The 25700-nt window shown below is 45.4% G+C and carries 24 protein-coding genes; 16 read left to right on the forward strand and 8 right to left on the reverse strand.

From position 1 onward, the window contains the following. Window positions 1–72 precede the first annotated feature (72 nt). From deoC to deoD, 4 genes are read left to right on the forward strand one after another with little or no spacing between them, the layout of a single operon-like run. Entirely contained in the window at window positions 73–846 is a 774-nt protein-coding gene (deoC, locus tag Q4592_RS09540; protein ID WP_303512247.1) for a deoxyribose-phosphate aldolase, read from the forward strand. A 25-nt stretch (window positions 847–871) separates the two neighbouring features. Continuing rightward, entirely contained in the window at window positions 872–2203 is a 1332-nt protein-coding gene (gene deoA, locus Q4592_RS09545; protein WP_303512249.1) for a thymidine phosphorylase, read from the forward strand. Between the two features lie 9 nt (window positions 2204–2212). Further along, window positions 2213–3433, forward strand: coding sequence for a phosphopentomutase (locus Q4592_RS09550; RefSeq protein WP_303512250.1), 1221 nt, complete (start codon window positions 2213–2215; stop codon window positions 3431–3433). Between the two features lie 59 nt (window positions 3434–3492). Next, window positions 3493–4197, forward strand: coding sequence for a purine-nucleoside phosphorylase (gene deoD, locus Q4592_RS09555; RefSeq protein ID WP_303512253.1), 705 nt, complete (start codon window positions 3493–3495; stop codon window positions 4195–4197). Here the strand turns inward: deoD and Q4592_RS09560 are convergent. Continuing rightward, on the reverse strand, window positions 4194–4970 hold the full coding sequence (locus Q4592_RS09560) for a YtjB family periplasmic protein (RefSeq protein ID WP_137674223.1): 777 nt from the start codon (window positions 4968–4970) through the stop codon (window positions 4194–4196). The genes deoD and Q4592_RS09560 overlap by 4 nt on opposite strands. Before the next feature lie 10 nt (window positions 4971–4980). Between Q4592_RS09560 and serB the strand changes: the two genes are divergently transcribed. Then, on the forward strand, window positions 4981–5979 hold the full coding sequence (serB, locus tag Q4592_RS09565) for a phosphoserine phosphatase SerB (protein WP_303512258.1): 999 nt from the start codon (window positions 4981–4983) through the stop codon (window positions 5977–5979). On the opposite strand, the gene Q4592_RS09570 is transcribed toward serB, so the two are convergent. Beyond that, complete coding sequence (locus tag Q4592_RS09570) at window positions 5968–8367, reverse strand: PilZ domain-containing protein (RefSeq protein WP_303512261.1); 2400 nt, start codon at window positions 8365–8367, stop codon at window positions 5968–5970. The two genes, serB and Q4592_RS09570, sit on opposite strands and share 12 nt — an antisense overlap. A gap of 156 nt (window positions 8368–8523) precedes the next feature. On the opposite strand from Q4592_RS09570, the gene radA reads away from it, so the two are divergent. After that, on the forward strand, window positions 8524–9885 hold the full coding sequence (radA, locus tag Q4592_RS09575) for a DNA repair protein RadA (protein ID WP_137674221.1): 1362 nt from the start codon (window positions 8524–8526) through the stop codon (window positions 9883–9885). On the opposite strand, the gene Q4592_RS09580 is transcribed toward radA, so the two are convergent. Then, window positions 9882–10262: a PilZ domain-containing protein gene (locus tag Q4592_RS09580; RefSeq protein WP_303512264.1), complete on the reverse strand. Its 381-nt coding sequence runs from the start codon at window positions 10260–10262 to the stop codon at window positions 9882–9884. The two genes, radA and Q4592_RS09580, sit on opposite strands and share 4 nt — an antisense overlap. A 266-nt stretch (window positions 10263–10528) precedes the next feature. On the opposite strand from Q4592_RS09580, the gene Q4592_RS09585 reads away from it, so the two are divergent. The 5 genes from Q4592_RS09585 (at window position 10529) to rarD (ending at window position 14909) form a co-directional block, all read left to right on the forward strand. After that, window positions 10529–10915, forward strand: a complete 387-nt coding sequence (locus Q4592_RS09585; RefSeq protein WP_303512266.1) for a hypothetical protein — start codon at window positions 10529–10531, stop codon at window positions 10913–10915. 255 nt (window positions 10916–11170) lie between these two features. Then, entirely contained in the window at window positions 11171–12535 is a 1365-nt protein-coding gene (locus tag Q4592_RS09590; RefSeq protein ID WP_303512268.1) for a YjiH family protein, read from the forward strand. Window positions 12536–12594: 59 nt separating this feature from the next. Then, a complete protein-coding gene (locus Q4592_RS09595) occupies window positions 12595–13242 on the forward strand; it encodes an HAD family phosphatase (RefSeq protein WP_303512270.1) in 648 nt (215 codons plus the stop codon). A 75-nt stretch (window positions 13243–13317) separates the two neighbouring features. Beyond that, complete coding sequence (locus Q4592_RS09600) at window positions 13318–13896, forward strand: hypothetical protein (protein ID WP_303512272.1); 579 nt, start codon at window positions 13318–13320, stop codon at window positions 13894–13896. A gap of 68 nt (window positions 13897–13964) precedes the next feature. Continuing rightward, window positions 13965–14909 carry an EamA family transporter RarD gene (gene rarD / locus Q4592_RS09605; protein WP_303512274.1) on the forward strand — a complete coding sequence of 315 codons (945 nt, stop codon included), beginning with the start codon at window positions 13965–13967 and terminating at the stop codon, window positions 14907–14909. On the opposite strand, the gene Q4592_RS09610 is transcribed toward rarD, so the two are convergent. Then, window positions 14890–15849, reverse strand: coding sequence for an endonuclease/exonuclease/phosphatase family protein (locus Q4592_RS09610; RefSeq protein WP_303512277.1), 960 nt, complete (start codon window positions 15847–15849; stop codon window positions 14890–14892). The genes rarD and Q4592_RS09610 overlap by 20 nt on opposite strands. Before the next feature lie 206 nt (window positions 15850–16055). On the opposite strand from Q4592_RS09610, the gene Q4592_RS09615 reads away from it, so the two are divergent. Then, window positions 16056–16445 (forward strand): hypothetical protein, encoded by a 390-nt coding sequence (locus Q4592_RS09615; RefSeq protein WP_303512279.1) that lies wholly within the window; start codon window positions 16056–16058, stop codon window positions 16443–16445. Between the two features lie 45 nt (window positions 16446–16490). Here the strand turns inward: Q4592_RS09615 and Q4592_RS09620 are convergent, their stop codons facing one another. Further along, window positions 16491–17432 carry a helix-turn-helix domain-containing protein gene (locus Q4592_RS09620; protein ID WP_303512280.1) on the reverse strand — a complete coding sequence of 314 codons (942 nt, stop codon included), beginning with the start codon at window positions 17430–17432 and terminating at the stop codon, window positions 16491–16493. Window positions 17433–17617: 185 nt separating this feature from the next. On the opposite strand from Q4592_RS09620, the gene Q4592_RS09625 reads away from it, so the two are divergent. After that, on the forward strand, window positions 17618–18391 hold the full coding sequence (locus tag Q4592_RS09625) for a glycine zipper domain-containing protein (RefSeq protein WP_303512283.1): 774 nt from the start codon (window positions 17618–17620) through the stop codon (window positions 18389–18391). A 39-nt stretch (window positions 18392–18430) separates the two neighbouring features. On the opposite strand, the gene Q4592_RS09630 is transcribed toward Q4592_RS09625, so the two are convergent. Both Q4592_RS09630 and Q4592_RS09635 read right to left on the reverse strand, forming a co-directional pair. Continuing rightward, complete coding sequence (locus tag Q4592_RS09630) at window positions 18431–19402, reverse strand: GGDEF domain-containing protein (protein ID WP_303512284.1); 972 nt, start codon at window positions 19400–19402, stop codon at window positions 18431–18433. A 148-nt stretch (window positions 19403–19550) separates the two neighbouring features. Continuing rightward, window positions 19551–20474 carry a LysR substrate-binding domain-containing protein gene (locus Q4592_RS09635; RefSeq protein ID WP_303512285.1) on the reverse strand — a complete coding sequence of 308 codons (924 nt, stop codon included), beginning with the start codon at window positions 20472–20474 and terminating at the stop codon, window positions 19551–19553. Between the two features lie 271 nt (window positions 20475–20745). Between Q4592_RS09635 and metE the strand changes: the two genes are divergently transcribed. Both metE and Q4592_RS09645 read left to right on the forward strand, forming a co-directional pair. Continuing rightward, window positions 20746–23013, forward strand: a complete 2268-nt coding sequence (gene metE / locus Q4592_RS09640) for a 5-methyltetrahydropteroyltriglutamate--homocysteine S-methyltransferase (protein ID WP_303512286.1) — start codon at window positions 20746–20748, stop codon at window positions 23011–23013. Window positions 23014–23122: 109 nt separating this feature from the next. Beyond that, window positions 23123–24595, forward strand: a complete 1473-nt coding sequence (locus tag Q4592_RS09645) for an MATE family efflux transporter (protein ID WP_303512288.1) — start codon at window positions 23123–23125, stop codon at window positions 24593–24595. Here Q4592_RS09645 and Q4592_RS09650 read toward each other — a convergent pair. After that, window positions 24592–24828: a DUF2375 family protein gene (locus tag Q4592_RS09650; protein ID WP_161985179.1), complete on the reverse strand. Its 237-nt coding sequence runs from the start codon at window positions 24826–24828 to the stop codon at window positions 24592–24594. The two genes, Q4592_RS09645 and Q4592_RS09650, sit on opposite strands and share 4 nt — an antisense overlap. Before the next feature lie 152 nt (window positions 24829–24980). On the opposite strand from Q4592_RS09650, the gene Q4592_RS09655 reads away from it, so the two are divergent. Further along, the gene (locus Q4592_RS09655; protein ID WP_303512289.1) at window positions 24981–25694 is read left to right on the forward strand and encodes an HAD family hydrolase; all 714 of its coding nucleotides are present in this window, start codon (window positions 24981–24983) and stop codon (window positions 25692–25694) included. Window positions 25695–25700 lie beyond the last annotated feature (6 nt).

Raw genomic sequence — 25700 nt, forward strand, 5'->3', positions numbered from 1 at the left:
GAAGCCTCTAATTCAGCTCAATCGATTGCTGCTCTGGCAATCGGTTTAATCTTAAAATTTTGAGGAATAATTATGTCTCAGTCTCTTACTGCTGTGGCGCGTCAAGCCCTTTCTTTAATGGACCTTACCACGCTAAATGATGATGATACTCGCGAAAGCGTAGCGGCATTGTGTGCTCAAGCTAAATCAGCTGAAGGCCAAGTGGCGGCAATTTGTATTTATCCTCGATTCATTCCTTTCGCCCGCAAAGTGCTAGCCGAACACGGCGCTAGTGAGGTGAAAATTGCTACCGTAACCAACTTCCCACTGGGTGAAGATGACGTTGTGCTAGCTGTTGCAGAAACCAAAGCAGCAGTAGCCTACGGAGCAGACGAAGTAGATGTAGTGTTCCCATGGCGCGCACTAATGGCTGGCAACGAAGAGGTAGGTTTTGAGCTGGTTAAGCAGTGTAAAGCAGCCTGCGGCCAGATTAAATTAAAGGTAATTATTGAAAGTGGTGAGTTAAAAACGCCAGCCTTGATCGCTAAAGCTAGTGAGTTGTCGATTAAAGCCGGTGCTGATTTCATCAAAACCTCTACCGGTAAAGTGCCTGTAAACGCTACGCCAGAGGCGGCTGAAATTATGCTTAAGGCGATTGCCGAGTTTAATCCTGCCTGTGGTTTCAAAGCGGCTGGTGGCGTTAAAAGTGCCGAACAGGCTAAAGTTTACCTAGATATTGCGACTAGCGCGCTAGGTAACGATTGGTTGGGCGAGGCTCACTTCCGTTTTGGCGCATCAAGCTTATTAGCAGCGCTTCAAGCCACCATTTCTGGTGACGAAAACGCGCAAGCAGGCGCGGGTTACTAAGGTTTAGCTTTTCTAAGGAATGCTTATGTTGTTACCTCAAGAAATCATTCGACGTAAACGCGATGGCAATGCGCTATCGCTAGAAGAAATCCAATTCATGGTGGATGGCATTACTAATGGCCAACTGAGTGATAGCCAAATTGGCGCATTTGCCATGGCGGTGTACTTCAACAGTATGAATGGCAGTGAATCCACCGCCTTAACTTGCGCCATGCGAGACTCTGGTCAGGTACTTAATTGGGATCACCTTAACTTGCCTGGTCCAGTGGTAGATAAACATTCTACTGGCGGTGTAGGGGATTTAACGTCATTGATCTTGGGGCCAATGGTGGCGGCTTGTGGTGGGCACGTGCCGATGATTTCGGGACGCGGCTTGGGCCACACTGGCGGTACCTTAGACAAGTTAGAGGCGATCCCTGGGTATTCCATTAGCCCAAGCTCGCAACAATTTGAAAGTATTGTAAAAGACGTAGGCATTGCCATTATCGGTCAAACCGGTGAATTGGCGCCGGCCGATAAGCGCCTTTATGGCATTCGCGATGTGACGGCGACAGTGGAATCTATTCCACTGATCACGGCCTCGATTTTAAGTAAAAAGTTAGCCTCTGGCTTACTAGCTTTAGTCATGGATGTAAAAGTGGGCAGCGGGGCATTCATGCCCGATTTCGCCCAATCTAAAGCCTTGGCTGAAAGCATTGTTGAAGTGTCTAACGCTGCTGGTGTGAAATGCTGCGCTTTACTTACCGACATGAATCAGCCTTTGGCACCAAGTGCCGGTAATGCGGTCGAAATAGCAGAGACTTTACGTTACTTAAAAGGTGACACGTCTGCGCATCGCCTACATCAAGTCACTACGGCATTAGCCGCAGAAATGTTGCTATCAAGCGGCCTAGCCAACAGTAAGCAACAAGCGGAGCAAAAGTTGGCCGACAGTATTAGCTCGGGCGCAGCCTTAGAGCGTTTTGCCAAAATGGTCAGTGCCTTAGGCGGGCCAACTGACTTTGTAGAACGCAGTGATCACTACTTGCCACAAGCTAAAGTGATTAAGCCGGTATTGGCAAAACACAGTGGCATGATTAAACAACTCGATTGCCGTGAGTTAGGTATGGCAGTGGTGAGTTTAGGTGGCGGTAGAAGTGTGCCTGGTGCTGCGATTGATCACAGTGTTGGCATTAGCGAACTCGTAGAATTAGGTGACTTGGTAGATAAAGGCCAAAACCTTCTGATGCTACATGCTGATGATGAAGACGCTTGGCAAGCCGCCGCAAAACAAATTCAACAGGCCATCAAACTTGATGAGCCTAGTGCAGTGCAGGCCGATGTAAACCCTGTTTATCAGCGTATTGGTCCGCAGTAAGGAGATCCTATGAAACGTGCAATTATTTTAATGCTGGATTCTTTTGGTATTGGTGCCAGCGACGACGCCGACAAGTTTGGCGATGTAGGCGCAAATACGATGCTGCACATTGCCGAGCAATGTGCTTTAGGCAAAGCGGATGTTGGTCGCTCTGGCCCGTTAAACATTCCTAACTTAAACCGTTTAGGTTTAGGTAAAGCCTGTGGCGAAAGTGGTGGGGTATTTCCTCCTGGCCTAGATGCCGAAGTAACACCGACTGGCCATTATGGCTATGCGGCAGAAATGTCGAGCGGTAAAGACACTCCAAGTGGCCATTGGGAAATTGCTGGCGTACCGGTGTTATTTGACTGGGGCTACTTTAGCGACTTAGAAAACAGCTTCCCGCAAAGCTTATTAGATGAATTAGTGGAGCGTGCTGAGCTGCCGGGTTACTTAGGTAATTGTCATGCATCGGGCACCGAAGTGTTAGAACGCTTGGGCGAAGAGCACATGGCCACAGGTAAGCCGATCTTTTACACCTCGGCAGACAGCGTATTCCAAATTGCCGCTCATGAAGAAACCTTTGGTGTTGAGCGTTTGCTTAAGTTGTGTGAGTTAGCCCGAGAGTTGGTAGATAAATACAATATTGGTCGAGTGATTGCGCGGCCATTTGTGGGGGCTAATGCCCAAGAATTTGCCCGCACGGGTAATCGCCGAGATTTATCGGTACTGCCGCCAGCACCTACCTTGTTAGACCGCATGGCAGATGCCGGTGGAGAGGTGGTAAGTATTGGTAAAATTGCCGATATTTACGCTCAACAAGGCATCACTCGCAAGGTAAAAGCCACTGGTTTAGAAGGCCTATTTGACTTAACTTTGAGTGAAATGGATCGCCAAGTTGATAACAGTATTATCTTCACCAACTTTGTCGATTTTGATTCGTCGTACGGTCACCGTCGCGATGTTGCAGGTTACGCAGCAGCCTTAGAGTACTTTGATAAACGCTTGCCTGAGCTACTCGCCCAGTTAAGTGATGACGACATAGTGATCCTTACTGCTGATCATGGCTGTGACCCTACTTGGCCGGGCAGCGATCATACTCGTGAACATATCCCAGTGATTTTTTACGGTAAAAACTTAGGTGCAAAAAATGTTGGTAAGCGCGATACCTTTGCTGACATTGGACAAACCATTGCCGATTACATGAAATTGCCAGCCTTAGAATATGGCAGCAGTTTTTTACAAAAATAATAACTGAGGGTGGTCGCTAATCTGCCACCACCTCGAACTAACTTTATTTAGGAGTTTATATGGCTACCCCACATATCAATGCTAACCCTGGTGATTTTGCAGAAACGGTATTAATGCCTGGCGATCCGCTGCGTGCTAAACACATTGCTGAAACCTTTTTGGAAGACGTTGTAGAAGTAACCGGTGTGCGCAACATGCTAGGTTACACGGGCACATACAAAGGCAAACGTGTTTCTGTAATGGGTTCTGGCATGGGTATTCCAAGCTGTTCTATTTACGCTCACGAGCTATACGCTCAGTACGGTGTTGAAAACATTATTCGCGTAGGCAGTGCCGGTGCAGTAAGTAACGACATTCAGTTGCGTGATGTGGTTATTGCCATGGGCGCGTGTACCGATTCAAAAGTAAACCGTAGCCGTTTTAAAGGCCATGACTTTGCTGCTATTGCTAACTACGAGCTATTACGTGCTGCCGTAGACAGCGCTAAAGCACAAGGCATTGATGCAAAAGTAGGTAACATTTTCTCTGCAGATTTATTCTATTCACCAGAACCAGATATGTTCGATGTGATGGAAAAACATAATGTGTATGCAGTAGAAATGGAAGCGGCTGGTCTTTATGGCGTAGCGGCTGAATGCGGTAAAGCAGCTTTATGTGTTGTGACCATTTCAGACCATATTCGCAGTGGTGAGCAAACTACCGCAGAAGAGCGTCAAACTACGTTTAACGACATGATTACCCTAACCCTTGAGTCTTTACTTTAGCCTTTAGCGGTATCACTTCTAGCGGCGATGTCCGCTAGAAGTTTCTTCGCTTTCTTCGCTTCTTTACGTTGGGCGCGTTTGTTTATATTGAACAAGGTGGCCAAATGGCGTTTCCTCGACAATACCCGCGTTAACAAAAATCCAATGCTAATCGACATCAAAAACATAATCATGATTTTTGATTGGCCATTAGTGATGTAAGTATTTGCTTCGGCCAGTAAGGTTGTATGCTCTAGAGTTATTCGTAAAAAACCTAAGGTTTCTCCTTTTTCTCCACGAACTTCCGCAATATAAGGGCGCCTGCCTAAACCTTCTAACGGTAAATGGCTATTGCCTGCCAAAGGCAGCAATTGCGAGAGCGGTAAGGCCAGATGAGAAGCGGCTAAGCGAAGCCCTTGATGGTCATAGATGGTGGCATCTTTTACAAAATGTTCTTTGACTAAAGAGTTCACCAACTCGGTTAAATCTTGTTGATTGTCTTCTTCAATGTAGCCAGCTGCATTTAACGCGGCTAAAGAGGTTAACGAGCGCGCCAGTTTTTCGGTTTGGTTCTCGATTAACTGTTCACCGCTGTGTTTTAAATCAACGTAGTAATAAAGTACCCAAACACAACATACAATGGCTAACACCAATTGAGTGAATTGAATAATTCGATAGCGTCTAACTGCAGATTTGGCCACACGAACCTCTTTTTTATGCTTAAAGCCATTGTAGGTGCTTGCCAAACCAAAAAGCAATACGCTATCTTGATGCGCCGCAATTTTTAGAAACAAGGATCTCGTTTTGCAATCACCACATAGTCTTGAAAGCTTACCGCAGTCATTAAGCCAGTGGTCTTTGGCCCTAAAGCAATTTCCATATCGGGTATGTCCTGATGAAGGGCTCTTAGAAACCAGTGGTGCACTGACTGGTGCGTATATTTTGGTATGGGCAAAAGAATTGTTGATTCCAGACTTCGCCGTGTTGCGTCCACTGGTCGACGATTCTACCGCGTTAAACTTCTGCGGTGTAATGCCGGAAGCGGGAAATATTTGCGTATTGTTGCAAAGTGAAGCGGATACGCAGTGGTGTAAAGAAAAACTCGCGGGTATTGAGTTTAACTTTGATTTGGCTGTGCTAGATAATCTGCCAGATCTTAGTCAGCCAGGTGTGGTGTTGATGGACATGGATTCCACCACCATTCAAATTGAGTGTATTGATGAAATAGCCGTTTTAGCCAACATCGGCGAGCAAGTGAGCGCGGTAACTGCCGCCGCTATGCGTGGAGAGTTAGACTTTGAGCAAAGCTTACGTAGCCGCGTAGCATTGCTGAAAGATGCGCCTCAAAGTATTCTCAAGCAAGTTGCCGATAACATGCCATTAATGCCGGGCTTAAAATGTTTGATAGAGACAATTCATGATGCCGGCTGGAAGGTGGCGATAGCCTCAGGTGGCTTCACCTATTTTGCCGAGCGCTTACAGCAAGATTTAGGTTTTGACCATGTACAAGCCAATGTACTAGAAATAGAAAATGATACGCTGACTGGCGAGGTATTAGGCCCGGTGGTGGATGCACAAGCTAAAGCCGATATTCTGTTACAACTTAAGCAGCAGTATGCCGCTCAGCAAACAATGGCGATTGGTGATGGAGCTAATGACCTTAAGATGTTAGCAGCGGCTGATTTTGGGGTTGCGATTCATGCTAAACCTTTGGTGCAGCAACAAGCACAACTTACCATTAAACACAGTGATTTAGACGGCGCAGTGTGTATTTTACGTGCCGCTAAAATGTTAGCTGCTTAGTTTGAGCGGTTGAGGTGCAGCGCTTAAGTTAAAGCGCTGCATCAGTTCTTCGGTGACATCGGTCACTTCAATCACTCCCGCCACACTCCATAGCTCATCTTCTAATTGCTTAGCGCGATGAATTGCGTAATGGCTAATGTAGTCTAGTTCGCGTTGAATATATTCCGTATCAGGGCGACCTACTCGAGACAATTGTAAACAAAAAGCATTGACTTGGCCTCGGCTCAAACTCAAGTTAACAAACTCGCGTAACTGCGCTACCGAAGTAAAATTGTCGCTACAACGTACCGACAACAGCTTGCTGTTATCTTTAGTACTCACCGTGATCACTTCAATACGCTCAGGGTTGTCACTGGGCGTATGGCTACGTAATTGGGTGGCGAGAAAAGATGCTAAGTTTTCGCTGGCAAGAAACTTGGTTAAATCGGCTTGGTGCGAACTGCTATCAATATTTAACCAATTATCACTGGCCTGTGGAATAGAGCCGTAAGTCACACAACCTACATCAAGTGCGCCCGGTACTTTATGAATAAACATCGCACGGCAAAATAGTGGTGCGCATACTATTTGGCGTAGCGCGTCAGACAAACCGGCGATGGTTTTGCCTTCTGGCAGCATTGGCAGTTTGTCTAAGTTGTTATCGATTAGCTGTTTGAAAAAGCTAACACCTTGATGCGAGTGTCCCTTTACTTCAATCACTTTCAAGTTGTATATGGTGTGGCTGTTATTGCAATTTGTTACTTCGTAAGCCAAGTGCTTAAGCTCAAAGCTTTTCACCAATTTTTGAAACTGCGGTAGGGCAATGTGTACGGTATCGCCAACGGTATAATCCAGAGGTGTCTCTACTTCAATCTTCATTCCGCTGATTGAAAAATCACTAATCCAACCCGATTCGTTAGCACCTTGATGTTCAACCTCTACTAATGAGCGGTATTTGTAGCGATTCTCTTTGCGTAGCTGCAGATACTTATAGTTTACCTGCTCAAAGTGCTTGCTGGGCTGTTTGCTTTGATTAAACAGCGCAAGCTTGTTGGGGTTGCCGTCAAGCGGGTAGGCTAATTGGTAGCTTTGCTCAATATGTAGATTGGTAACGTCGCTTAACAAACCTACCATGCTTAGGTTGCCTAAGGCTTTAGCTACACGCTCACGCTCAATTTGCGAGTCCTTTTTGGGAAGAGGGGAGCTTACCTCGGCATCGCTTGCCTGAGCGGGGTGATATTGAAACTTGAATACTTTCCAGCTGGGTTTGCGACAGCCAAAAGCAAAATATAATTCTCGAAGTTCTGGGTGCTCGGCCAGTTCTTCACTAGAAGCAGAATAGAAAAATAACTTGTTGTTGGCAGTGTGAGTAAAGCAATAAATTAAACTCTCGCCTTGGCCCTGCTGCTGGTAGCGCATCATTCTTGGCGGGTGAAACAACTGCGACAAATGGCTGTTATTAGTTTCATCTCGCCAATAAGACAGCAGTTCTAAGTTGTTTTGTGTGGCTAACACATAGTTGAGTTGCGCGGGTGTTTCACCGGAAAAATACAAAGGCACACTGCTTAAGCGCGGCATTAAATATTGCTCATAACCTTTAGTGATAACCGCTGCGGTGATGTTATCTACATCTACTTTATAGCGCCCACGATAAGAGCGTAAAAAGTTTTTGAAGAAGTTATTAAACTCTTCCCCTGGATCGACCACAATTAAGCGTACCCATTGCTGGCTGCCTTTACGGTCGATGCCTACTACTTGGTATTCCGTGCCTGCGCTCAGCACGCGGTTAACAAATTCTTTTTCTAGGCCGCTAAAGTAAATGAAGTAATGCTCGCCAACGACAAACTCTCGCTGCGAGTCGACCTTAGCTCGAAGTCCCGAAACCGACATGTTGGAAGTTCGAGCATCAAACAATACGCCGTTTACGCCTGCCATTTTTAATGGCGCGGTAAGGTGCATACGCTCTTCACTGCGCCCAATGTAATGGCCTAAACGTACTGCGCGAGCGACGATATTTTTGGGGCGACGGGCGGCCGCTTCTTGTGGGCTGATATTGTTCTTCTGCATTACCTTGAAGTTATTCTCGGTAGTTTGCAGTTTTTCAAATATGCCTAAGGTGTACTGGTTGTTATAGAGTTTTAGCTGCTGTTTAAAGACTTTAATGGCAATGTCGTCTAGATAATGGGTTTTACCGTGATAGTGAAACTCTTCACATTCGCCATCTACTTTAGTTCTGAGATCAACCAAGCGCTGGCAAGGAGCCGATAAGCGGTTCATTTCCATTTTTAATAAGAAGCGTTCATTATTAGACAGCTCTTGGGTGGCGCGACTAAATACTTGGTTAAAGTCACTGCTTCCCATTAGTGGTAATAAACGTTCAATTATTGCGTAGTGCTTGGTGTCCGCCATATCGCTGGGTATTATTCCTTAAACGGTTGTTTTGCTGTCAAAACTCTGTCTCAGTCTTTACAATCTTAGATAATAAGCAAAGATTGTGCCTTGTGACTCGGCTAAGGCAAGCATTATTAACAGTATTTTAGCATTATGTGACCGCCCGGAGTGAAAATGGCAAAAGTGAAAACGGCCTATGTGTGTAACGATTGCGGAGCCGATTTCCCTCGTTGGCAGGGGCAATGTGGAGAGTGTAAAGCCTGGAATACCATTAGCGAAGTACGCTTAAGTGCGGCGCCAGCGCGTAACGACCGTTTTACCGGCTACGCTGGCAACGCCACTGGTAAGGTGCAAACGCTTGAGAGTATCGATTTAGCCGAACTGCCGCGATTTTCTACCGGTTTTACTGAGTTTGATCGCGTGCTAGGGGGCGGTGTAGTGCCGGGCAGCGCTATTTTAATTGGCGGTAGCCCTGGCGCGGGTAAAAGTACCTTGTTGCTGCAAACCATGTGTGGCTTAGCGCAAACCATGGATACCTTGTACGTTACGGGTGAAGAATCTTTGCAGCAAATTGCCTTGCGTGCTCAGCGTTTAGGCCTGCCTAAAGACAAACTAAAACTGTTAGCCGAAACCAGTGTTGAGCAAATTGGCCAAGTTGCTTTGGAAGTTAAACCAAAGATGATGGTGATTGACTCTATCCAGGTGATGCACATGGCTGATATTCAGTCGGCACCCGGTGGTGTAAGCCAAGTTCGCGAAAGTGCCGCTTGGTTAACGCGCTTTGCCAAGCAGCACAATATTGCCATGTTTATGGTGGGGCACGTAACTAAAGACGGTTCGCTGGCAGGCCCTAAAGTATTAGAGCACTGTATTGATTGCTCGATTATGCTGGAAGGGGATGCCGACGGCCGTTTTCGCACCTTACGTGGCAACAAAAACCGCTTTGGCGCAATTAACGAGCTAGGCGTATTTGCCATGACAGAGCAAGGCATGCGTGAAGTGTCGAACCCATCGGCGATATTCTTATCGCGTGGCCAAGAAGCCGCTCCTGGCTCGGTGGTCATGGTGGTGTGGGAAGGCACACGCCCTTTGTTAGTAGAAATTCAAGCCTTGGTCGATTACAGCCAAATGGCCAATCCACGCCGAGTTGCAGTTGGTTTAGAACAAAACCGGTTAGCCATGTTGTTAGCGGTTATGCATCGCCATGCAGGCGTACAAATGTCTGATCAAGATGTATTCACCAATGTTGTAGGCGGAGTACGAGTCGCTGAAACGGGGGCTGATTTAGCGCTATTGGTTGCCATGGTATCGAGCTTTAGAAATCAAGTATTACCGCAAGATTTAGTGGTATTTGGTGAAGTAGGGTTATCGGGCGAGATTCGCCCGGTGAGTAATGGGCAAGAGCGTTTAAATGAAGCATCTAAACATGGCTTTAAACGAGCGATTGTGCCTTTAGGCAATCGGCCAAAACAGCCGATTGCAGGTTTAGAAGTGATAGCGGTAAGTAAACTCGCAGAGGCGCTAGAGGCGGTTTAGTCTTGTTGCTGCTTTTGATCAACCAAGTGCTCTAACTCACGATGCAGTAAATCGTCGTCACCTAAATTTAATTCGATTAGGCGCTTGAGGTGGCTGGCACTTTCAATGTCAATGTGAACACAGCGCAAACCAAGTTGCTGGTTACGCTCGTGTTTTACTTCAACATCCATAGTAATACTTAGCTCATCTATTGCTACATCACTTAAACTAAAGCTTAAGGTGAGTTGAGTAAGCGTGCTATCCCAGTCATTAGGCAAGGTGACTAATGCTCCTTGCAGCGATAAATCCAACAGTTGGCATGACCAAGATTGCTCCCCATGATTCAAGTAAGCGGGGCGATCAAATAGAACTCGCAAAAATTGGCGGCGCTCGTGCATACTGGGTTTCCTATTTCTCTTATAATCTAAGCTTAAGCCTAGCTTAATTACGGCAAAGTTGCAGCTAAGCCATCGCTATTTAACGTAAACTTAAGTTAACTGATTATTGAGCCCGCAAGACAACAATAAAGTGCTGCTTTTTAAGGGCTTATTGTGAAGCGCTGCTAACGAACAATAAACGTCGATAGCAGAGTATCGATTTGCCTAATTGGGCGCTCGCAATATGTGTCTAAATGAATGGAGTTGATAAAACGAGTGTTAATGAGATGAAGCCATGGATTAAAACAACATTGTTGCTAATGGCAGCAAGTTTTTTGATTGCGGCTAAACCCAACTTGGGAGGTTTTAAACCCGAACAAGTATGCCAAGCTGCAATCGCTAGTGTGCAAGGCGTTAAGCCTCATCTGGTTCGCCAGTACCGACGTGACGGTGACACTATGCAACTTCGTTTGAGCCAAGGTGGCAACACGCACAGCTTTTATTGTGAACTGCAAGCCGACAATGTGCTGTGGCGGCGATCTGCAGATAGTGTGTGGCAGCAAAGTCCCAGTGTAGGTTTCTCTTATAACTCTAGCGGTAAAAAGCTGGTGATTAAGCACTCTTTAGGTTCGGCTCAGCTAGCAGAGTTTAGCTTTCGTGGTGAAGATTTTTAAACCAACCTCCAATCTGCTCGCTGTAACACTAGGGCTAAAGTGAGTTAAATCTTACTTCTAGTGGTGAAACTGTATCGCATAATCTGCAATTTATGGTTCAAGATGTTGCTTATTTGGCTTTTAGTAGTTCATAAATCTTGATTGATTGGCTTGTTGCTTGTATTCTTTCGCGAAAATTTATTCACCTTTAGTGAATACAACTACTAGATTTACATATTCGAGTGATTTTGTATGCGTGAAGCGGAGACGGCACCTATGCCAACAGCTAGCTCAACTAGCCCCCAAAAAAATGTAGCAGCCTGGAAATTTGTTATACCTTCGCTGCTAGGTATCTTCCTATTTATGCTACCGCTGCCTTACGACGGTTCTTACACCATACCAGTGGCCATTTTAGCCAAAGCGTTAGTGGCGGTTTTGGGCGATAGCGCGCTATGGGTATTGGTGGGTTTGATTAGCGTTAGCGCAGTAATGTCGACCTATACTTTACTGGCTAAACCCGCTTTTCTAGGTAAAAACGCCTTGCTAACCTCTTTGTTTCAAGTGTCAAAGGCGTGGTACACAGTAAGAATGCTCGGTTGGCTATTGGTGTTAGTTTGTGCTTTTAAAATTGGCCCTGAAGCCCTGTGGTCTGGTGACACCGGCGGTCTAATTTTAGGTGACTTGCTACCAACGTTATTAAGCGTGTTTATTTTTGCTGGCTTATTGCTGCCACTATTACTTAACTTTGGTTTACTTGAATTTATTGGCACTTTGCTCACTAAAGTGATGCGTCCGGTATTTGGTTTGCCAGGGCGCAGCGCCGTTGATTCAATGGCATCTTGGTTGGGTGACGGTAGTGTGGGAATACTGTTGACCAATAAGCAGTATGAAGACAAACACTACACTCAACGTGAAGGAGTAGTGATTGCTACCACATTCTCTGCAGTGTCTATTACCTTTAGCTTGGTGGTATTGGCACAGGTAAACCTTGAGCATATGTTTGCCCCATTTTACCTAACGGTTTGTGTTGCGGGTCTTGCTGCCGCGGTGATTGTTCCACGCTTACCGCCTTTGTCTGGCTTTAAAGATCAGTTTATTGATGGCAGTAAACGCCAGCAAGATGATGAAATGATCCCTAGTGGCTACAACAGTTTTACTTGGGGTTGGCAGCAAGCTTTAACCCAAGCTGGTCGCGCTAGCCATCCGAAGCAACTGGTTAAACAAGGCATGCACAACGTACTAGATATGGTGCTTGGTGTGCTGCCAGTGATTATGGCGGTGGGTACAGTAGCTTTAGTTGTGGCTGAGTACACGCCTATCTTTAGCTATTTGGGTAAGCCCTTTATTCCTCTGTTAGAACTGCTGCAATTGCCGGAAGCTGCTCGTGCCTCTGAGACGCTAGTGGTGGGGTTTGCTGATATGTTCATCCCATCAATTCTAGCGGCCTCTATTGAAGCGGATATCACTCGCTTTGTTATCGCTGCTGTATCGGTCACTCAGTTAATTTACTTATCTGAAGTAGGTGCGCTTATTATGGGCAGCCAATTACCGGTTAAATTATGGCAGCTATTTGCTATTTTCTTAATTCGTACGCTGGTGACGTTACCCATTATCAGCTTAATGGCGCATTTGTTCTTTTAAACCCGTTTGCTCGCTAGGCTACTGGCGAGCAGTTTTTACCTAGCCTATTGGAGATTGTAATGACTTATCGTGCTGCGGTATTTGATATGGACGGTTTGTTACTCGACAGTGAGCGTCTTGCTTATGATACCTTTGCTGCAGCCTGTGGAGACCTAGGTTTAGAGTTTAAAGAGCAAGTTTACCTTGGCATTATTGGTTCTAATGCTGAGAAGATAAAACAGATCATCTGTGCTGGCTATGGTGAACATTTAGCTTACGATGAGTTGCGCGCTTGCTGGTTGGAAAAATACCATGCGGTTATTTTACATAAACCGGTACCGGTTAAAGCCGGCGCTGTTGCGCTACTTAAGTGGTTGCGCTCACAGTCGATCCCCTTGGCTGTAGCAACCTCATCGAATCGCCACGCTGCCGAAACTAAATTAGCAAACGCAGGCTTAATCGACTTCTTTGACAGCATATCTTCAGGCTGCGAAGTGACTTATAGCAAACCTCACCCTGAGATATTTTTAACGGCGGCCAATGCCTTAGATATTCAAGCCGAAGATTGTTTAGCCTTCGAAGATTCAGACAATGGTGTAAGAGCAGCCGTAGCAGCGGGTATGCGGGTTTATCAAATTCCAGACCTGATACCACCTAGCGAGCAGCTTAAACAGTTAGGTCATCAAATTCGACCTTCTTTGCATGAAGTATTAAGCGAATTACGTTAGCAGCGTTTTTTTGACGCCAAGCGCTGGCATTGTTTTTGCTGATTAGTGATTATTAGGATCAGTGATGAGCAACTTATGATAGAAATTCAAATTAGTAACAATGTGCAAGCAAGCTTGCCACGAGAGTTACCTTCCCTAGAAAATGCCTCCGTTCGCCATAGCTGGAGTGCTCATTCTTTTGCTGTTGGCTCGCATGAATGTTTAGCAGTGTTAGAGCGTACCAGCGGTTACGTGATGTTGTTTTTTGATTTACACCAAGATGATTACCAAAACTTCTCTCGTGTATGGCAGTTACGAGTATTAACTGAAGCCATCGCCGTTGCTGATTTACAAGACGAAGAAGTGGATGCCTTAAAACAAAATATGTTGGCTGACTTTCAGAATGTATTGGTAACCGATGGAGTAAATCATCCGGTAGCGCCGCAATTAGAAAAAGTTAAGGCTTTAGTACTGGCCATGGCCAAACGAGAAACCAAGGTGCCTAACCAACAAATGGAAGAGTTTCGTTGGGGAGTCATTTTAAACGATTACGCCCAGCGCCAAGCTGGCATTAGCCCATATCAAAAAATGCAGCAACAATGGCAAGCAATGGCGGCTTCGGCTCAGCTTAGCCAACTGACTGCTGCGCCAGCACTTAGCCCAGTATTACACTAGTTAAAAATTAGTCAAAATACTTGCGACGAGTCGTTATTTACTGCTTAATCAGTTCTTTAGCCGAATGATTGAGCAGTAAATTGGCCTTACCTTCCTCACCAAATTCTCAGCTCTATGTGGGTCTGCTAAGCTCGGTAGCCGCCTCCTGCATGTTTGCTTTTTTACCTTGGTATATCCATCAATTTCCCCTAGAGCCAAATAGCGGTAACTGGTTAGCAGCGCAACGTATTGTATGGAGTTGTTTATTGATGCTGATTGGCTTAGGCCTAATGAAGCAACTTCCTCTGATCGTAAGCCAATTGGTTAATGTTAAAGCTTGGCCACGATTGATGGCCGCCTCAATATTAGTGGGTTTGCAGTTCTGGCTATTTATTTGGGCCCCAGCCAACGGGCAAACATTGCCAGTTGCATTGGGCTACTTTTCTTTGCCATTGGTATTGGTGTTGGTAGGGCGATTTGTTTACCAAGAGCGACTCAGTCGCGTTCAGTGGGTGGCCGTATGTGTAGCAGGGTTGGGGGTTGCTTATGCTTACCTAATGGCTGATGGCTTATCATGGGTGGTGTTGCTGGTAGCATTTGGATACCCCTTATACTTTATGTTACGACGTAAGTATCCGCTGCCAAGCCATATCGCATTCACCGTAGACAACTTATTGTTGTTGCCACTGGCGATTGTGTATCTATTGCTCAATGACGGTGTAAGCGTTGAACAAAGCCAAATAGTCAGCTTTTATAATCACTCCCCTTGGCTCTATTATTTTGGTTTAGGTATTGCTGGCACGGTGCCTATGCTGTTGTTTTTGTTAGCATCTAACCACTTGCCGCTTAGCTTGTTTGGTTTAATGGGCTATTTAGAGCCAGTTTTGGTGTTTAGTGTAGGCTGGTTATTGGGAGAGCGTTTATCTGCCGAGCAATGGCCAACCTATATACTGATAGTGCTGGCCTTACTGTTATTGGCGATTGATGGCAGTAGAAGAGGATTTAAACGTAAAGCTAGCGTAAGTTTAAACTAACCGTAATAGGGCGGTGATCTCCGCCCATCGACTCCAATACCATTGCTCGAGTTACTTCAAAATGTTCCGAGGCCAATAGATGGTCGATTCTTGCGCCATGCCATGAGGTATATTTGGTGTAATTGACGCCGCTACCAGCAATATCAATCGCATTGTTTAAGTCCGCTAGATGGCGCTGATAGATATTTTCATAGGTGGTCATATTGAAATCACCAGCGGCAATAAAGTTAGCCTGTTGCTTGGCCCATGATGCCAACAATGAAGCTTGCATGTTACGGGCAAAGTGCAGATTGGCAAATTCTTCAGCAGCGACATTCCGGTGTATCAAGGCATTAATCGTAGGGCGTGGGGTATCCATGTGGATGTTGGCAAGTTGCAGTGTGGTATCGCCAATTTGAGTTTGGTAAAACACCGCAAATTTCCCCCAACCGCCAAAAGTCTCCCGTGACAAACTTCCCTGATGCTCAATTGGGGTTCTACTCACTGTACACAGGTGATCACAATGGCTAAACCAGCTGTCATCAAAGATTTGCCCAACACGTTCCGGTTTTGACTCCTGCATAAACACAACATCTGGTTGCAGCTTGGCCACCAAGGTTCGAATCTGTTCTGAACTGGCCCCATTCCCGTTGTTTAAGGACAACACGGTAAATTCGCCAGCGCTTTGATTAGGCAGTGCGAGCTGAACATCTTGAAACTGAACAAAAATTACCGCGCAAAGTGCCCAAGACAAATATTGCCACTTGGTCATTATGCTTAAGAACACGATTGGACTTAACAACACTAAAATCGCCCACCAGCGGGGTGAAAACAACATTAAGTAACTGAGCGAGATACCCCAAGTGGTATCGGGTAAATATTCCAAAATGAGGATCAGTGCTGCCAACAGTAAACTGAACAGAGAAATGATAACGGATGATGCTTTTAGCAATTTATTCATGGGCTTACAGAGACCGTCCTTAGTCGTTCGAGGTGCTGTAATTATTGTTGCACGAGGAAAGTCAAAATATAGCAAAAACACGTCGTTTAAGCGTAATAAAACTCGATTAGTATTATCAACCACTAAAACGTAAACAATATGTAACAGTTAGTGAAGAGCCTTTTTGCTGTTATTGGCATATTTGTTAAAAACCAGGTTGATTTAAAATGGTATCTAAGCAAGGATCTGTAGCGGAAATAGAGTTCGATATTAAGAACTTAAGCTTAAAAAAAACCAAGGTGGGTGTTTTGCTTCAACTGTTGTTGATTTTGTTTGGTGCGGTTGTGTTGTTTTTTAGTCGGCGTGATAACAACGAGCGCACATGGCTACGCTTGCCGACACTAAAAGATTACCAACAGCGCTACCCTGAAAAGGTGGAGAGCGAAGCCACTATTCGTTGTATTCATTGTAATAGCAACCAAACTTGGGAGTACGGCTTAGAAAGCTTAATGGATTACCGTCGAGAATGTGTTTGTTTAGAGTGTGGTCACCGGTTGTGGCGCACTGAACAAGAGAGCCTAGCCGTACAACAAACCAAGTGTGTTAGTGCTTCTTAAACCTGCCACCTAAACCGAGAGGTATATTCAACTCGGTTTACCGCTTTACTCATTTCTAAGTATGTTGAGAAATATAGGTGCGTTGATTAAAGCTTGCCGTTCAATTTGGCAGCAGATGTATTGGTAACGCTTACCTTGATACTTAATTCCTACACTGGTGTTATCACTGACTGGACCCAAGGCGGTTACGTAGTGAGGAATGTTGTCTAGTTGTATGTGTGCGATGTCTCGTCTTACCCTTAAGCCAATGTGTAATATTGATGGGTCATCAACTATGGTCGCAAAAATGTGTTCGTAAATGTAGTTGATAGCTTGCACTCTGCCGGTGTAAATCGAAAAAATATATAGATAGCCCGGCTCTTTTCTACTGGCCAACATGTCTGGTCTTAATTCTGTTTCGCTCATGTCTCCATTGAGTAGTTGATCAAAAATAACCGGCTTCACTTTAAGGGCATAACTGTGTCCGCCTAGTTGCCCAAGATAAAAGTAGTAACTGACTAAGCCGCCAGAAGTATTTTGTAAGGATTGGAGCCACTGGCTATCCCATTGTTCTAAACCAGCCGTTAAGTTGTCAATATAGTGGCTTAGATGATTACAACTACGGTCAGCTAATTCATCAGGCGGGCAAATTCGTTGATAGTTTGCTTGGTTCTTAGGAAGGTAGGGGTGAGCGCCCATATAGTGTTTAAATCTGGTTCGCGCCTCTAGCAGTTTGTTCATAGCGTCCATGCTAGGCAGATTCTTTGAACTAAAGTGTTTGCCAGTGAATATTTGGTAGGCTTGATCCCCAAAGTAGCTAATTATTTCCACCTGCCGATTTAAGCTGGGTTCTACCTTTCCCCTTTCCCAGCGGCTTATAGCCAAAGAGTCTAAATCGTTAAATTCGGGGCTAAAAACCGAAAGCTCTTGGCAAAGTTGTTCTTGTGTCAAATCTATTTGTTTACGTTTTTGCTGGATATAGTCTGCGATATTTTTGTAGTTTGACATTAATACTCAGTAAACAATTGTAACTGTTAGCTTATTTTAGCAGAAGTTTATCTACCATTAAGCAACTTAAGGTTGGTTGAACTAGGCATGAACTAGAGAAAACTTTTTTTTGTATGCCCTGACCAAAGCCAATCTCTATTGCTAGATTAGCGCTCGACTATTTTAAACATTAGAGACAGACATAAATGAATAAACTCGGTACCTCTATTAGTGTTGTTTTTTTTACTAGCACTTTGCTAGCGGGTTGCGCTTCAACGGATGGAGAGCCCGATCCTAACCAAGGAATGAAAACAGGTGCAATAGGCGGAGCCGTAGTCGGTTTGGTCATGGGCGCAGTCACTGGTGACGCTGAGTTGGCGGTTAAAGGTGCGGTAGTAGGGGCAGCTGCCGGTGGGGCTGGTGGAGCAATGCGTGACTACGAAAATCAACAAGAAAACCGCAGAACGGATACTACAGCAGATGCTATTTCTCAACCTAATACGATCGTTGTGAACGGTGATAATAAGGGCAACTCGCAAGATGCTCATCTAAGCCAGTTGTTAGGCCAATGGCAGGTGAGCATTTGGGCGGTAGAGGCAGATGGTAGTGTTACAGAAGCTGACGGTACAGCAAGTGGCAAGATGCTACAAAGCGATGCTGCTACTATTGACTTAGATGATCTGCGAATAAACGGTGAAGTTGTGGACTTACAAGCCAGTACCACCATTAGTTATAGTCAGCAATTAGGTCATCAGCTAACTGTTGATGCATCCATTCTAAACAGTGAAGTGGCGTATGCCGGCGAGTATCAAGCTGAAATGAATCGTTTTAATTACTATCCATTAAACATTAGCGAAACAAAGCATATGCGTATGGAGCTGAGAGTAGTCAGCCCTCAACTTTGGCTAGTTGAAACTTTTAGCAAGCAGGGTAGCGAAGAGAAAATGATTCAGTCTTACCGCTTTAGTCGAGCAGGATAATTGCTATAAGGCCTACTGAAAACAGTAGGCCTTTCTTGTTTAATCCGTTGCTTCAGCAGAGGTAAACTGACTCGGCCAGGTTTGATTACGGCCAGCTTGTTTAGCTTGATACAAGGCCATATCTGCACGTTGAATCCAGTCGTCGATGCTTTCACCATCTTTTATCACCGAAATTCCGGCACTAAAACTAACGCTTAATTGCTCTGGCGCCTTTATCTTGGCGATGGTACTCACCAGCTTCTCGCTGGTTTTGTAAGCCATGTCAAAGTCAGCATCGTGAAAAAGAATTAAAAACTCTTCCCCGCCATAACGAAATACTCGGTCGTTGACTCGAGTATTCTGCTGCAGAAAATGAGCAAACCACACCAGTACTTGATCCCCTACATTGTGCCCTAGTTGATCATTCACTTGTTTAAAGTGGTCTAAATCTAATAAAACAATCGCTGCTTTAATGCCGCTGCGCTTATCTTGCTGTTTTGCCTTTAATAGTTCATCGAATAGGGCTCTGCGGTTGTAACAGCGAGTGAGCGAATCTTTAAAGGCGAGATCTTTTAGCTCGTTATGTTGTTTAACCAACACCCTTGCTAAGCCCCAAGCGAATATGTGGGTAGCAACAATCCCGATGCCAAAACGTATACCTTGATGAATACCCAGATGGTTAACCCCAAGTACAACCGCCACAATACTCACTGCTAACACTAGGCGCTCTGCCACTTTTAACGGTAGATGGATAAAACAAGCAAGAATTAACGGCGGGACGAAGAATTCACCATGCATATCGTGGCGGGTTAGTGCTAATAACACTGGCGGAATTGCTAGCAGCAAAAACCACACATCGGCTATTTTGTAACTCTGTGAGTCTGGTTGAGTGAATAATAAAAACAATGAAACCAAAATGGCAAATGTGCAGGGAAGAACCACTAAGCCATACCAAAAAACGCCACCAAAAAGGTGAACGTAAGAGAAATAAATACAAGGAATTAAACCGGCCAAGTGCATAACAAGGCTCATTTTTCTTTCTGTAAATTCTGCTGGAGACCAGTCAGACACCATAGTGCGAAACCTTTGCCAAACTGCAAATTGATGAGAAGGGAACAACTTAACTTATGTTATTAAAAGTAAACTCTTTTTGTGCGTTTCGTCAAATAATTAGTGAGGATTATTGCGGTTTAGCGCGCAGGGTTCTGGTGCCTTTTAGTTGGCCAAAGGCTTGCTCTAGAATGAGAGAAATAAACGCTTGTAAGGGAGTGCTGGTTCGCAGGTTAGTGGAGTAAGCAGCGTACATAGGTCGCCATAATGCTTGTTTAAACGATCGTAGGCTAATGAATTGCTGGGCCGCATAATGCTCCACAGCCCAATAAGGCATGGCAGCCACCCCCATTCCTGCTGCTACCATTTGTAACAGCATGGCGGGGTTGTCGGCATGTTTCCATTGCCTAGGTTCAATGTTGGCGGGCGCGAGTATGTGTTGGTGCAGGTCTAATCGTTGCAGCGCCACTGGGTAACTAATAACCGTTTCACCGGCTAAGTCTGCAGCTTGAATGCTTTGGCGCTGACTTAAACGATGCTGCGGAGGGCAAATTAATACCATTTCATATTCAAATAATGCCTGATAATGAATCTGTTGATCTACTTTCACATTGGAGGTGAGGAGTAAATCTGCTTCACCACTTTGCAACAGCGGTAACCCGTTGTAGTCCTTATCTTGGCAGAAGCTACTGCTAACCTGCGGCCAGGTGTGTTGAAATTGCTGCAAGCTAGGTAGTAACCACTGAAAGCAAGCGTGACAATCTACACTAATGTTCAATCGACTCTGTTGCTGATGAGAGTGTAAGAGTGTTTGCTCCGCTTTTTCTATTAGCGGCAATACTTGTGTGGCAAGGGATAACAATTGGCAGCCTTGCTCGGTAAGAGCCAAAGGTTGCTGTTTTCTTACGACTAAGCTGGCTCCAATGCGCTGCTCAATATCTTTTAACTGATGAGATAATGCAGAATCAGTAATAAACAGCTTAGCGGCCGCTGCTTTTAGTGAAGAACTATTGGCGATAGCTTTAATACTGCGTAAGTGTTTTAACTCTAACATATGTGCCTTGCCCTCCATTTCTTAACACTAAGTTGCCAGCTTAAGCATGGCTACTCAGCTTGTATAGCGTGAGGCTTAGTTACTTAGGCAATCATGAATAATATTCAATTTTGCAAATAAGTTGTTCGCTTTCAAGCCTTGCTAATTTGGGTGTGAGATTGATGGTGTTGAATAAACTTCAATTTCACTTGATAGCTTTTCAATTGTATTGCTTGGTTCGACTAGTCACTATGGATTTATATACATCTAGACGGCTAAAAGGATTATTGAAATGAGCATTACACACGTATTGGGTTATCCGCGAATTGGTAAGCAGCGAGAGCTAAAGTTTGCCTTAGAACGTTACTGGCGCGGCGAGTCATCGCAGCAGCAATTACTTGAAGTAGGCAAAACAATTCGCCAACAAAATTGGCAAGCCCAGCAAGACAGTGGTCAGGCTTGGGTAACGGTAGGTGACTTTGCTTGGTACGACCAAGTGTTGAATACTTCACTGCTATTAGGCAATGTGCCGAAGCGTCACCAGTCAGACGAAATTACCTTAGACAGCACATTCGCAGTGGCTCGTGGCCAGCAAGGTTGTGGTTGTAACCATGCTGCGTCTGACATGAGTAAATGGTTTAACACTAACTACCACTACATTGTTCCTGAGTTTTCTGAAAAGACTGAATTTAGCTTACAGTGGCAACAATTGTTTGATGAAATTAAAGAAGCGCTAGCCTTAGGGCACGAAGTTAAACCCGTTATTCTCGGCCCTGTATCGTATTTATACCTAGGTAAAAATGATGATGCCGCAGAAGATGGTTTTCAACGTATCTCTTTGCTTCCACAATTGCTTACCGTTTATCGCGAAATTTTCCAAAAAATCGCGGATTTAGGCATTGAGTGGGTGCAAGTTGACGAACCAGTGCTTGGTTTGGAGCTAGAGCCGCAGTGGCAAGCAGCCTTGCTAGACGCCTACAGCACGCGCATAAGCTCTAGTAAGTTACTTCTTACCAGCTACTTTGCCGATGTGCTTTATAACGCTGAAGTGATTAAACAGTTGGCCGTAGACGGTTTACACCTAGATTTAAGTGCTGCACCAGAGCAATTGGAGCAAGTGCTTACTTGGCTGCCAGAGCATTGGGTGCTGTCGGCTGGCGTAGTTAATGGTCGCAATGTATGGCGCGCTAACTTACCGCAGCTTATCGAGCAATATAGTTCACTGAAAGTGCGCTTAGGTGAACGTTTGTGGTTTGCTTCATCATGTTCGTTACTGCATAGCCCGCTTGATTTAGAAAGTGAAACAGATTTAGGCGATGCAAAATTCCGCTTAGCCTTTGCAGAGCAAAAACTAACAGAGCTACAAATATTGGATGAAGCCTTAAATGGTGACGCTGATGCCTTACGTTTATCGCGCCAATACAGTGCTGCTTTACAATCGCTTAGTAATCAGAAAAATACAGAACTACAGCAGCGTATAGAACAGCTGGCGCCGGCACAGCGCGAGCGTAAGTTAGCGTTTACTCAGCGCCAAGCTATTCAGCAACAAAGCTTACAATTGCCACCACTGCCAACTACTACGATTGGGTCGTTTCCGCAAACCAATGAAATTCGCCGTCAACGTCGTGAATACAAAGCTGGTGAGTTAAGCCAAGTGGATTACGATGCCGCGTTAGCGAAACACATTGCCGATGCTATTGAGCGCCAAGAAAAGTTAGGCCTAGATGTATTAGTGCATGGCGAAGCTGAGCGAAATGACATGGTGGAATACTTTGCCGAGTTATTAGATGGCTTTATCGCTAGCCGTTTTGGCTGGGTGCAAAGCTACGGTTCACGCTGCGTGAAACCAGCAATCATTGTCGATGATATCGAGCGCTCTAAACCATTAACGCTTGAGTGGACTAACTACGCACAATCACTCACCAACAAGCCAGTAAAAGGCATGCTTACAGGACCGGTAACCATTCTTACTTGGAGCTTTGCTCGTGAAGACATTAGCCGAGCAGAAATTGCCGAACAAATAGCTTTGGCTTTGAATGATGAAGTGGCTGAGCTGCAACAAGCAGGTATTCAGGTTATTCAAATTGATGAGCCCGCTATTCGCGAAGGTATGCCGCTTAAGCGCAGCGAATGGCAGCACTATCTAGATTGGGCGGTATCAGCCTTTAAATTGTCTGCAGCTAGTGCTCAACCTGAAACCCAGATCCATACGCATATGTGTTACAGCGAGTTTAACGACATTATGCCCTCCGTTGCAGCGCTAGATGCCGATGTATTAACCATTGAAACTTCACGTTCGGCAATGAGTTTGCTACAGGCTTTTGAGCACTTTGAGTACCCCAATGAAATTGGTCCAGGCGTTTACGATATTCACTCGCCAAATATTCCAAGCATTGCAGATATAAAAGGCTTAATCGATAAAGCTGCCGAGTGGATCCCTCATCAGCGTTTATGGGTAAATCCAGATTGTGGCCTTAAAACCCGTAACTGGGAAGAAACCGAAGCGGCCCTTAAAAACATGGTGTTAGCGACTAAAGAGTTACGCGCTAGCTTAGTATAATTTTAGCGTTGCAGAGCAATAGCCCCTTTAAATAAGGGGCTATTCTGCCCATGACTCAACACCAGTTTGCGCCTACACTAGAAGCTATCCAATCGTGTTGCGAGTTTCTATGCCAAAGGCCAAGTTTGTTTCCGGTGATATTTTTCGCCACATAGTGGTGATGTCTTCAACCAATGCTATTGGTTTAACTGCTCTTTTTCTCGTTGATTTGGCCGATCTATTTTTCATCAGTTTACTGGGTGAAGCAGAGCTGGCCGCTGCGGTAGGTTACGCTGGAACTATCGCATTTTTTACTACCTCTATTTCCATTGGTTTATCCATTGCTATGACCGCGCTGGTCTCTAAGGCCATTGGCCAGCAAGACAAAGCTAGAGCTAGGCAACTGGTCACCAATATTCTGTTTACTGGCTTTATCATTAGCGCATCCTTTGCCGCTTTAGTGTGGTATTTCGCCCCTGAATTATTAAGCCTTATTGGTGCTAAAGCGCGCACTCATGAGCTGGCGGTAACTTATATTCGTATTTTGCTGCCTTCATTGCCGATACTGGGTTTAGCCATGAGTGCAGGCGCTGCGTTGCGTTCGGTGGGCGATGCCAAGCGAGCCATGTGGTCTACTTTGGCTGGTGGCGGCGTGAATGCCGTTCTTGACCCAATTTTTATTTTTGCCCTTGGTTTAGGTTTGCCAGGAGCGGCTATTGCGTCTGTTATCGCTCGTTTTGTGGTGGCTGGTGTCGCACTATACGGCGTGGTGTACGAGCATAATCTGTTTGCTCGATTCAGTATGCAAAGGTTGTTGGAAGATTTACGCGGTATTTTAAAAGTAGCCGGCCCCGCGATGATGACTAATGTAGCAACGCCGCTCGGAAATGCTTATGTTACAGCCGCAATTGCGGCTTTTGGCGATGCTTACGTCGCTGGTTGGGCAGTGGTTGGGCGGATCATGCCGGTGGCCTTTGGGATGATTTTCTCCTTATCTGGTGCTATTGGCCCGATAGTCGGACAAAACTTTGGTGCCCATTATTACGATCGCGTTCGTGAAGCACTGAGCAAGGCTTTGTGGTTTAACGGTGGCTTTGTGGCCGTGGTATCTCTGCTTATGTTGTTGGGCCAAAACCACATCATTAGGGTGTTTGGAGTGGGTGGGGAAGCCGCCACGGTGATCGCCTTTTTTTGTACGTGGATTAGCTTTAGTTTTGTATTTAACGGCGCCATGTTTGTGGCCAACGCCGCCTTTAATAATCTAGGTTATCCCAGCACATCTACCATGCTTAATTTTGGTAAAGCAACTTTAGGCACCATGCCGTTTGTATATTTAGGTGGGGAGTGGTTTGGCCCATTAGGTGTGCTGGCTGGGCAAGCCTTAGGCACCGTTGTGTTTGGCTTGTTGGCCTTAAGAATGGCGTTTTATGTGGTAGGTAAAGTGACCGATAAACATCAATCTCACCTTACAGAGCAAGAGCAAGCAATGGAGCCAAGTGTGCCACTTACCCCATTTTGCTCCAGCCGCGCCTACATGTGCGCCGAAGCGGAAGTGGACAATTTAAGCAACGGCGAAGCTGAACCTGCGCAAGCCAAGTCTTAAGCTGCCGAGGCGGGTCGCCCATCAAAGCGATCGCCCAATAGGTTTAGCAATTCAGCATGGCCTTCAATAACCGCCACAATGATTTTCCCTTGCTTGTATTTAGCGCTGATCATTACCCGGCCTTGCTGGGTTTTTACTTGATCTTTAAGCACCAGTGATTGTAGCTGATAGGGCTTATCTTCAGGGTAAAATAGCAGGGTAACTTCACTTAAGCTGACTGATGGAGTGTTCATCTTTATGCCCTTTAATATGTTACTCATACAAATAACGGTAGCAGGCTACTGATAGATCACTGCATTTTGTTGTCAGGCTTAATATGTAGCCTGTAAACAATCGTTGACTTCTAAAGCTAGCTCGCTAATCTGGCTGAAAAAAGGGGAAACGAATGACGTCTCAAACCTCAGCAAGCATGCTGTTATTCGATTTAGACGATACTTTGGTTGATGATGCCATCGCCACTGAAACCGCGGCTAAAGCGCTGTGTACACACTACCAACCAGAGCTCGAAGCTGAAGCAATGAGCCATTGGCGTCGCGCGCTTAAACAGCATTATCCCGCTTTTTTGCAGGGCCAGTTAAGTGCTGCAGAAATGCGCCAAGCGCGCGCCCGCGAAGCCTTACAAAAACCTGAATTAAGCGATAAGCAAGCTGAAGACGCTTTTGAGTATTTTATGCAGCAATATATAGCTGCCACTCAGCTTTACCCCGATACTTTAGTTTGTTTAGACAAATTGCGTCAGCAAGGGTGGCGATTAGCATTGGTCTCGAACGGCCCAGAAGATATGCAGCAGCGTAAGGTTAAAGCGGCTGGTCTTACTCACTATTTTGAGTTTGTATTAACTGCCGAAGCGGCCGGTTCAGCTAAACCAGATCCCGCCATTTTTGATAAAGCCCTCGCTATGGCCAAGCTTTCTGCCAAAGATTGCTGTTATGTGGGGGATAACTTTAAAAATGACGCTCAAGGGGCTGAAGCAGCGGGCCTTACTAGTGTATGGTTACAGCGCCAGGTCGCTGGTGAAGTAGTTGCTCAACCTTTTGATAATGTGACTTGGCAAATTTCGGGTCTTTCTCAATTACTGGAATGTGTTCGCTTGGCGTAGCGCTGG

The sequence above is a fragment of the Agarivorans sp. 1_MG-2023 genome (assembly GCF_030548385.1).
Taxonomy (GTDB): Bacteria; Pseudomonadota; Gammaproteobacteria; order Enterobacterales; family Celerinatantimonadaceae; genus Agarivorans.

Excerpts from the sequence above, each read along its gene's own strand:
- Q4592_RS09620 (WP_303512280.1), bottom strand. The coding sequence starts at position 17,432 with ATGTCAAACTACAAAAATATCGCAGACTATATCCAGCAAAAACGTAAA.
- Q4592_RS09590 (WP_303512268.1), top strand. The coding sequence starts at position 11,171 with ATGCCAACAGCTAGCTCAACTAGCCCCCAAAAAAATGTAGCAGCCTGG.
- Q4592_RS09655 (WP_303512289.1), top strand. The coding sequence starts at position 24,981 with ATGACGTCTCAAACCTCAGCAAGCATGCTGTTATTCGATTTAGACGAT.
- Q4592_RS09610 (WP_303512277.1), bottom strand. The coding sequence starts at position 15,849 with ATGAATAAATTGCTAAAAGCATCATCCGTTATCATTTCTCTGTTCAGT.
- deoD (WP_303512253.1), top strand. The coding sequence starts at position 3,493 with ATGGCTACCCCACATATCAATGCTAACCCTGGTGATTTTGCAGAAACG.
- metE (WP_303512286.1), top strand. The coding sequence starts at position 20,746 with ATGAGCATTACACACGTATTGGGTTATCCGCGAATTGGTAAGCAGCGA.
- Q4592_RS09595 (WP_303512270.1), top strand. The coding sequence starts at position 12,595 with ATGACTTATCGTGCTGCGGTATTTGATATGGACGGTTTGTTACTCGAC.
- Q4592_RS09550 (WP_303512250.1), top strand. The coding sequence starts at position 2,213 with ATGAAACGTGCAATTATTTTAATGCTGGATTCTTTTGGTATTGGTGCC.
- Q4592_RS09645 (WP_303512288.1), top strand. The coding sequence starts at position 23,123 with ATGCCAAAGGCCAAGTTTGTTTCCGGTGATATTTTTCGCCACATAGTG.
- Q4592_RS09600 (WP_303512272.1), top strand. The coding sequence starts at position 13,318 with ATGATAGAAATTCAAATTAGTAACAATGTGCAAGCAAGCTTGCCACGA.
- Q4592_RS09615 (WP_303512279.1), top strand. The coding sequence starts at position 16,056 with ATGGTATCTAAGCAAGGATCTGTAGCGGAAATAGAGTTCGATATTAAG.
- Q4592_RS09635 (WP_303512285.1), bottom strand. The coding sequence starts at position 20,474 with ATGTTAGAGTTAAAACACTTACGCAGTATTAAAGCTATCGCCAATAGT.
- Q4592_RS09580 (WP_303512264.1), bottom strand. The coding sequence starts at position 10,262 with ATGCACGAGCGCCGCCAATTTTTGCGAGTTCTATTTGATCGCCCCGCT.
- Q4592_RS09570 (WP_303512261.1), bottom strand. The coding sequence starts at position 8,367 with ATGGCGGACACCAAGCACTACGCAATAATTGAACGTTTATTACCACTA.
- radA (WP_137674221.1), top strand. The coding sequence starts at position 8,524 with ATGGCAAAAGTGAAAACGGCCTATGTGTGTAACGATTGCGGAGCCGAT.
- Q4592_RS09625 (WP_303512283.1), top strand. The coding sequence starts at position 17,618 with ATGAATAAACTCGGTACCTCTATTAGTGTTGTTTTTTTTACTAGCACT.
- deoA (WP_303512249.1), top strand. The coding sequence starts at position 872 with ATGTTGTTACCTCAAGAAATCATTCGACGTAAACGCGATGGCAATGCG.
- Q4592_RS09650 (WP_161985179.1), bottom strand. The coding sequence starts at position 24,828 with ATGAACACTCCATCAGTCAGCTTAAGTGAAGTTACCCTGCTATTTTAC.
- Q4592_RS09585 (WP_303512266.1), top strand. The coding sequence starts at position 10,529 with ATGAAGCCATGGATTAAAACAACATTGTTGCTAATGGCAGCAAGTTTT.
- deoC (WP_303512247.1), top strand. The coding sequence starts at position 73 with ATGTCTCAGTCTCTTACTGCTGTGGCGCGTCAAGCCCTTTCTTTAATG.
- Q4592_RS09630 (WP_303512284.1), bottom strand. The coding sequence starts at position 19,402 with ATGAGCCTTGTTATGCACTTGGCCGGTTTAATTCCTTGTATTTATTTC.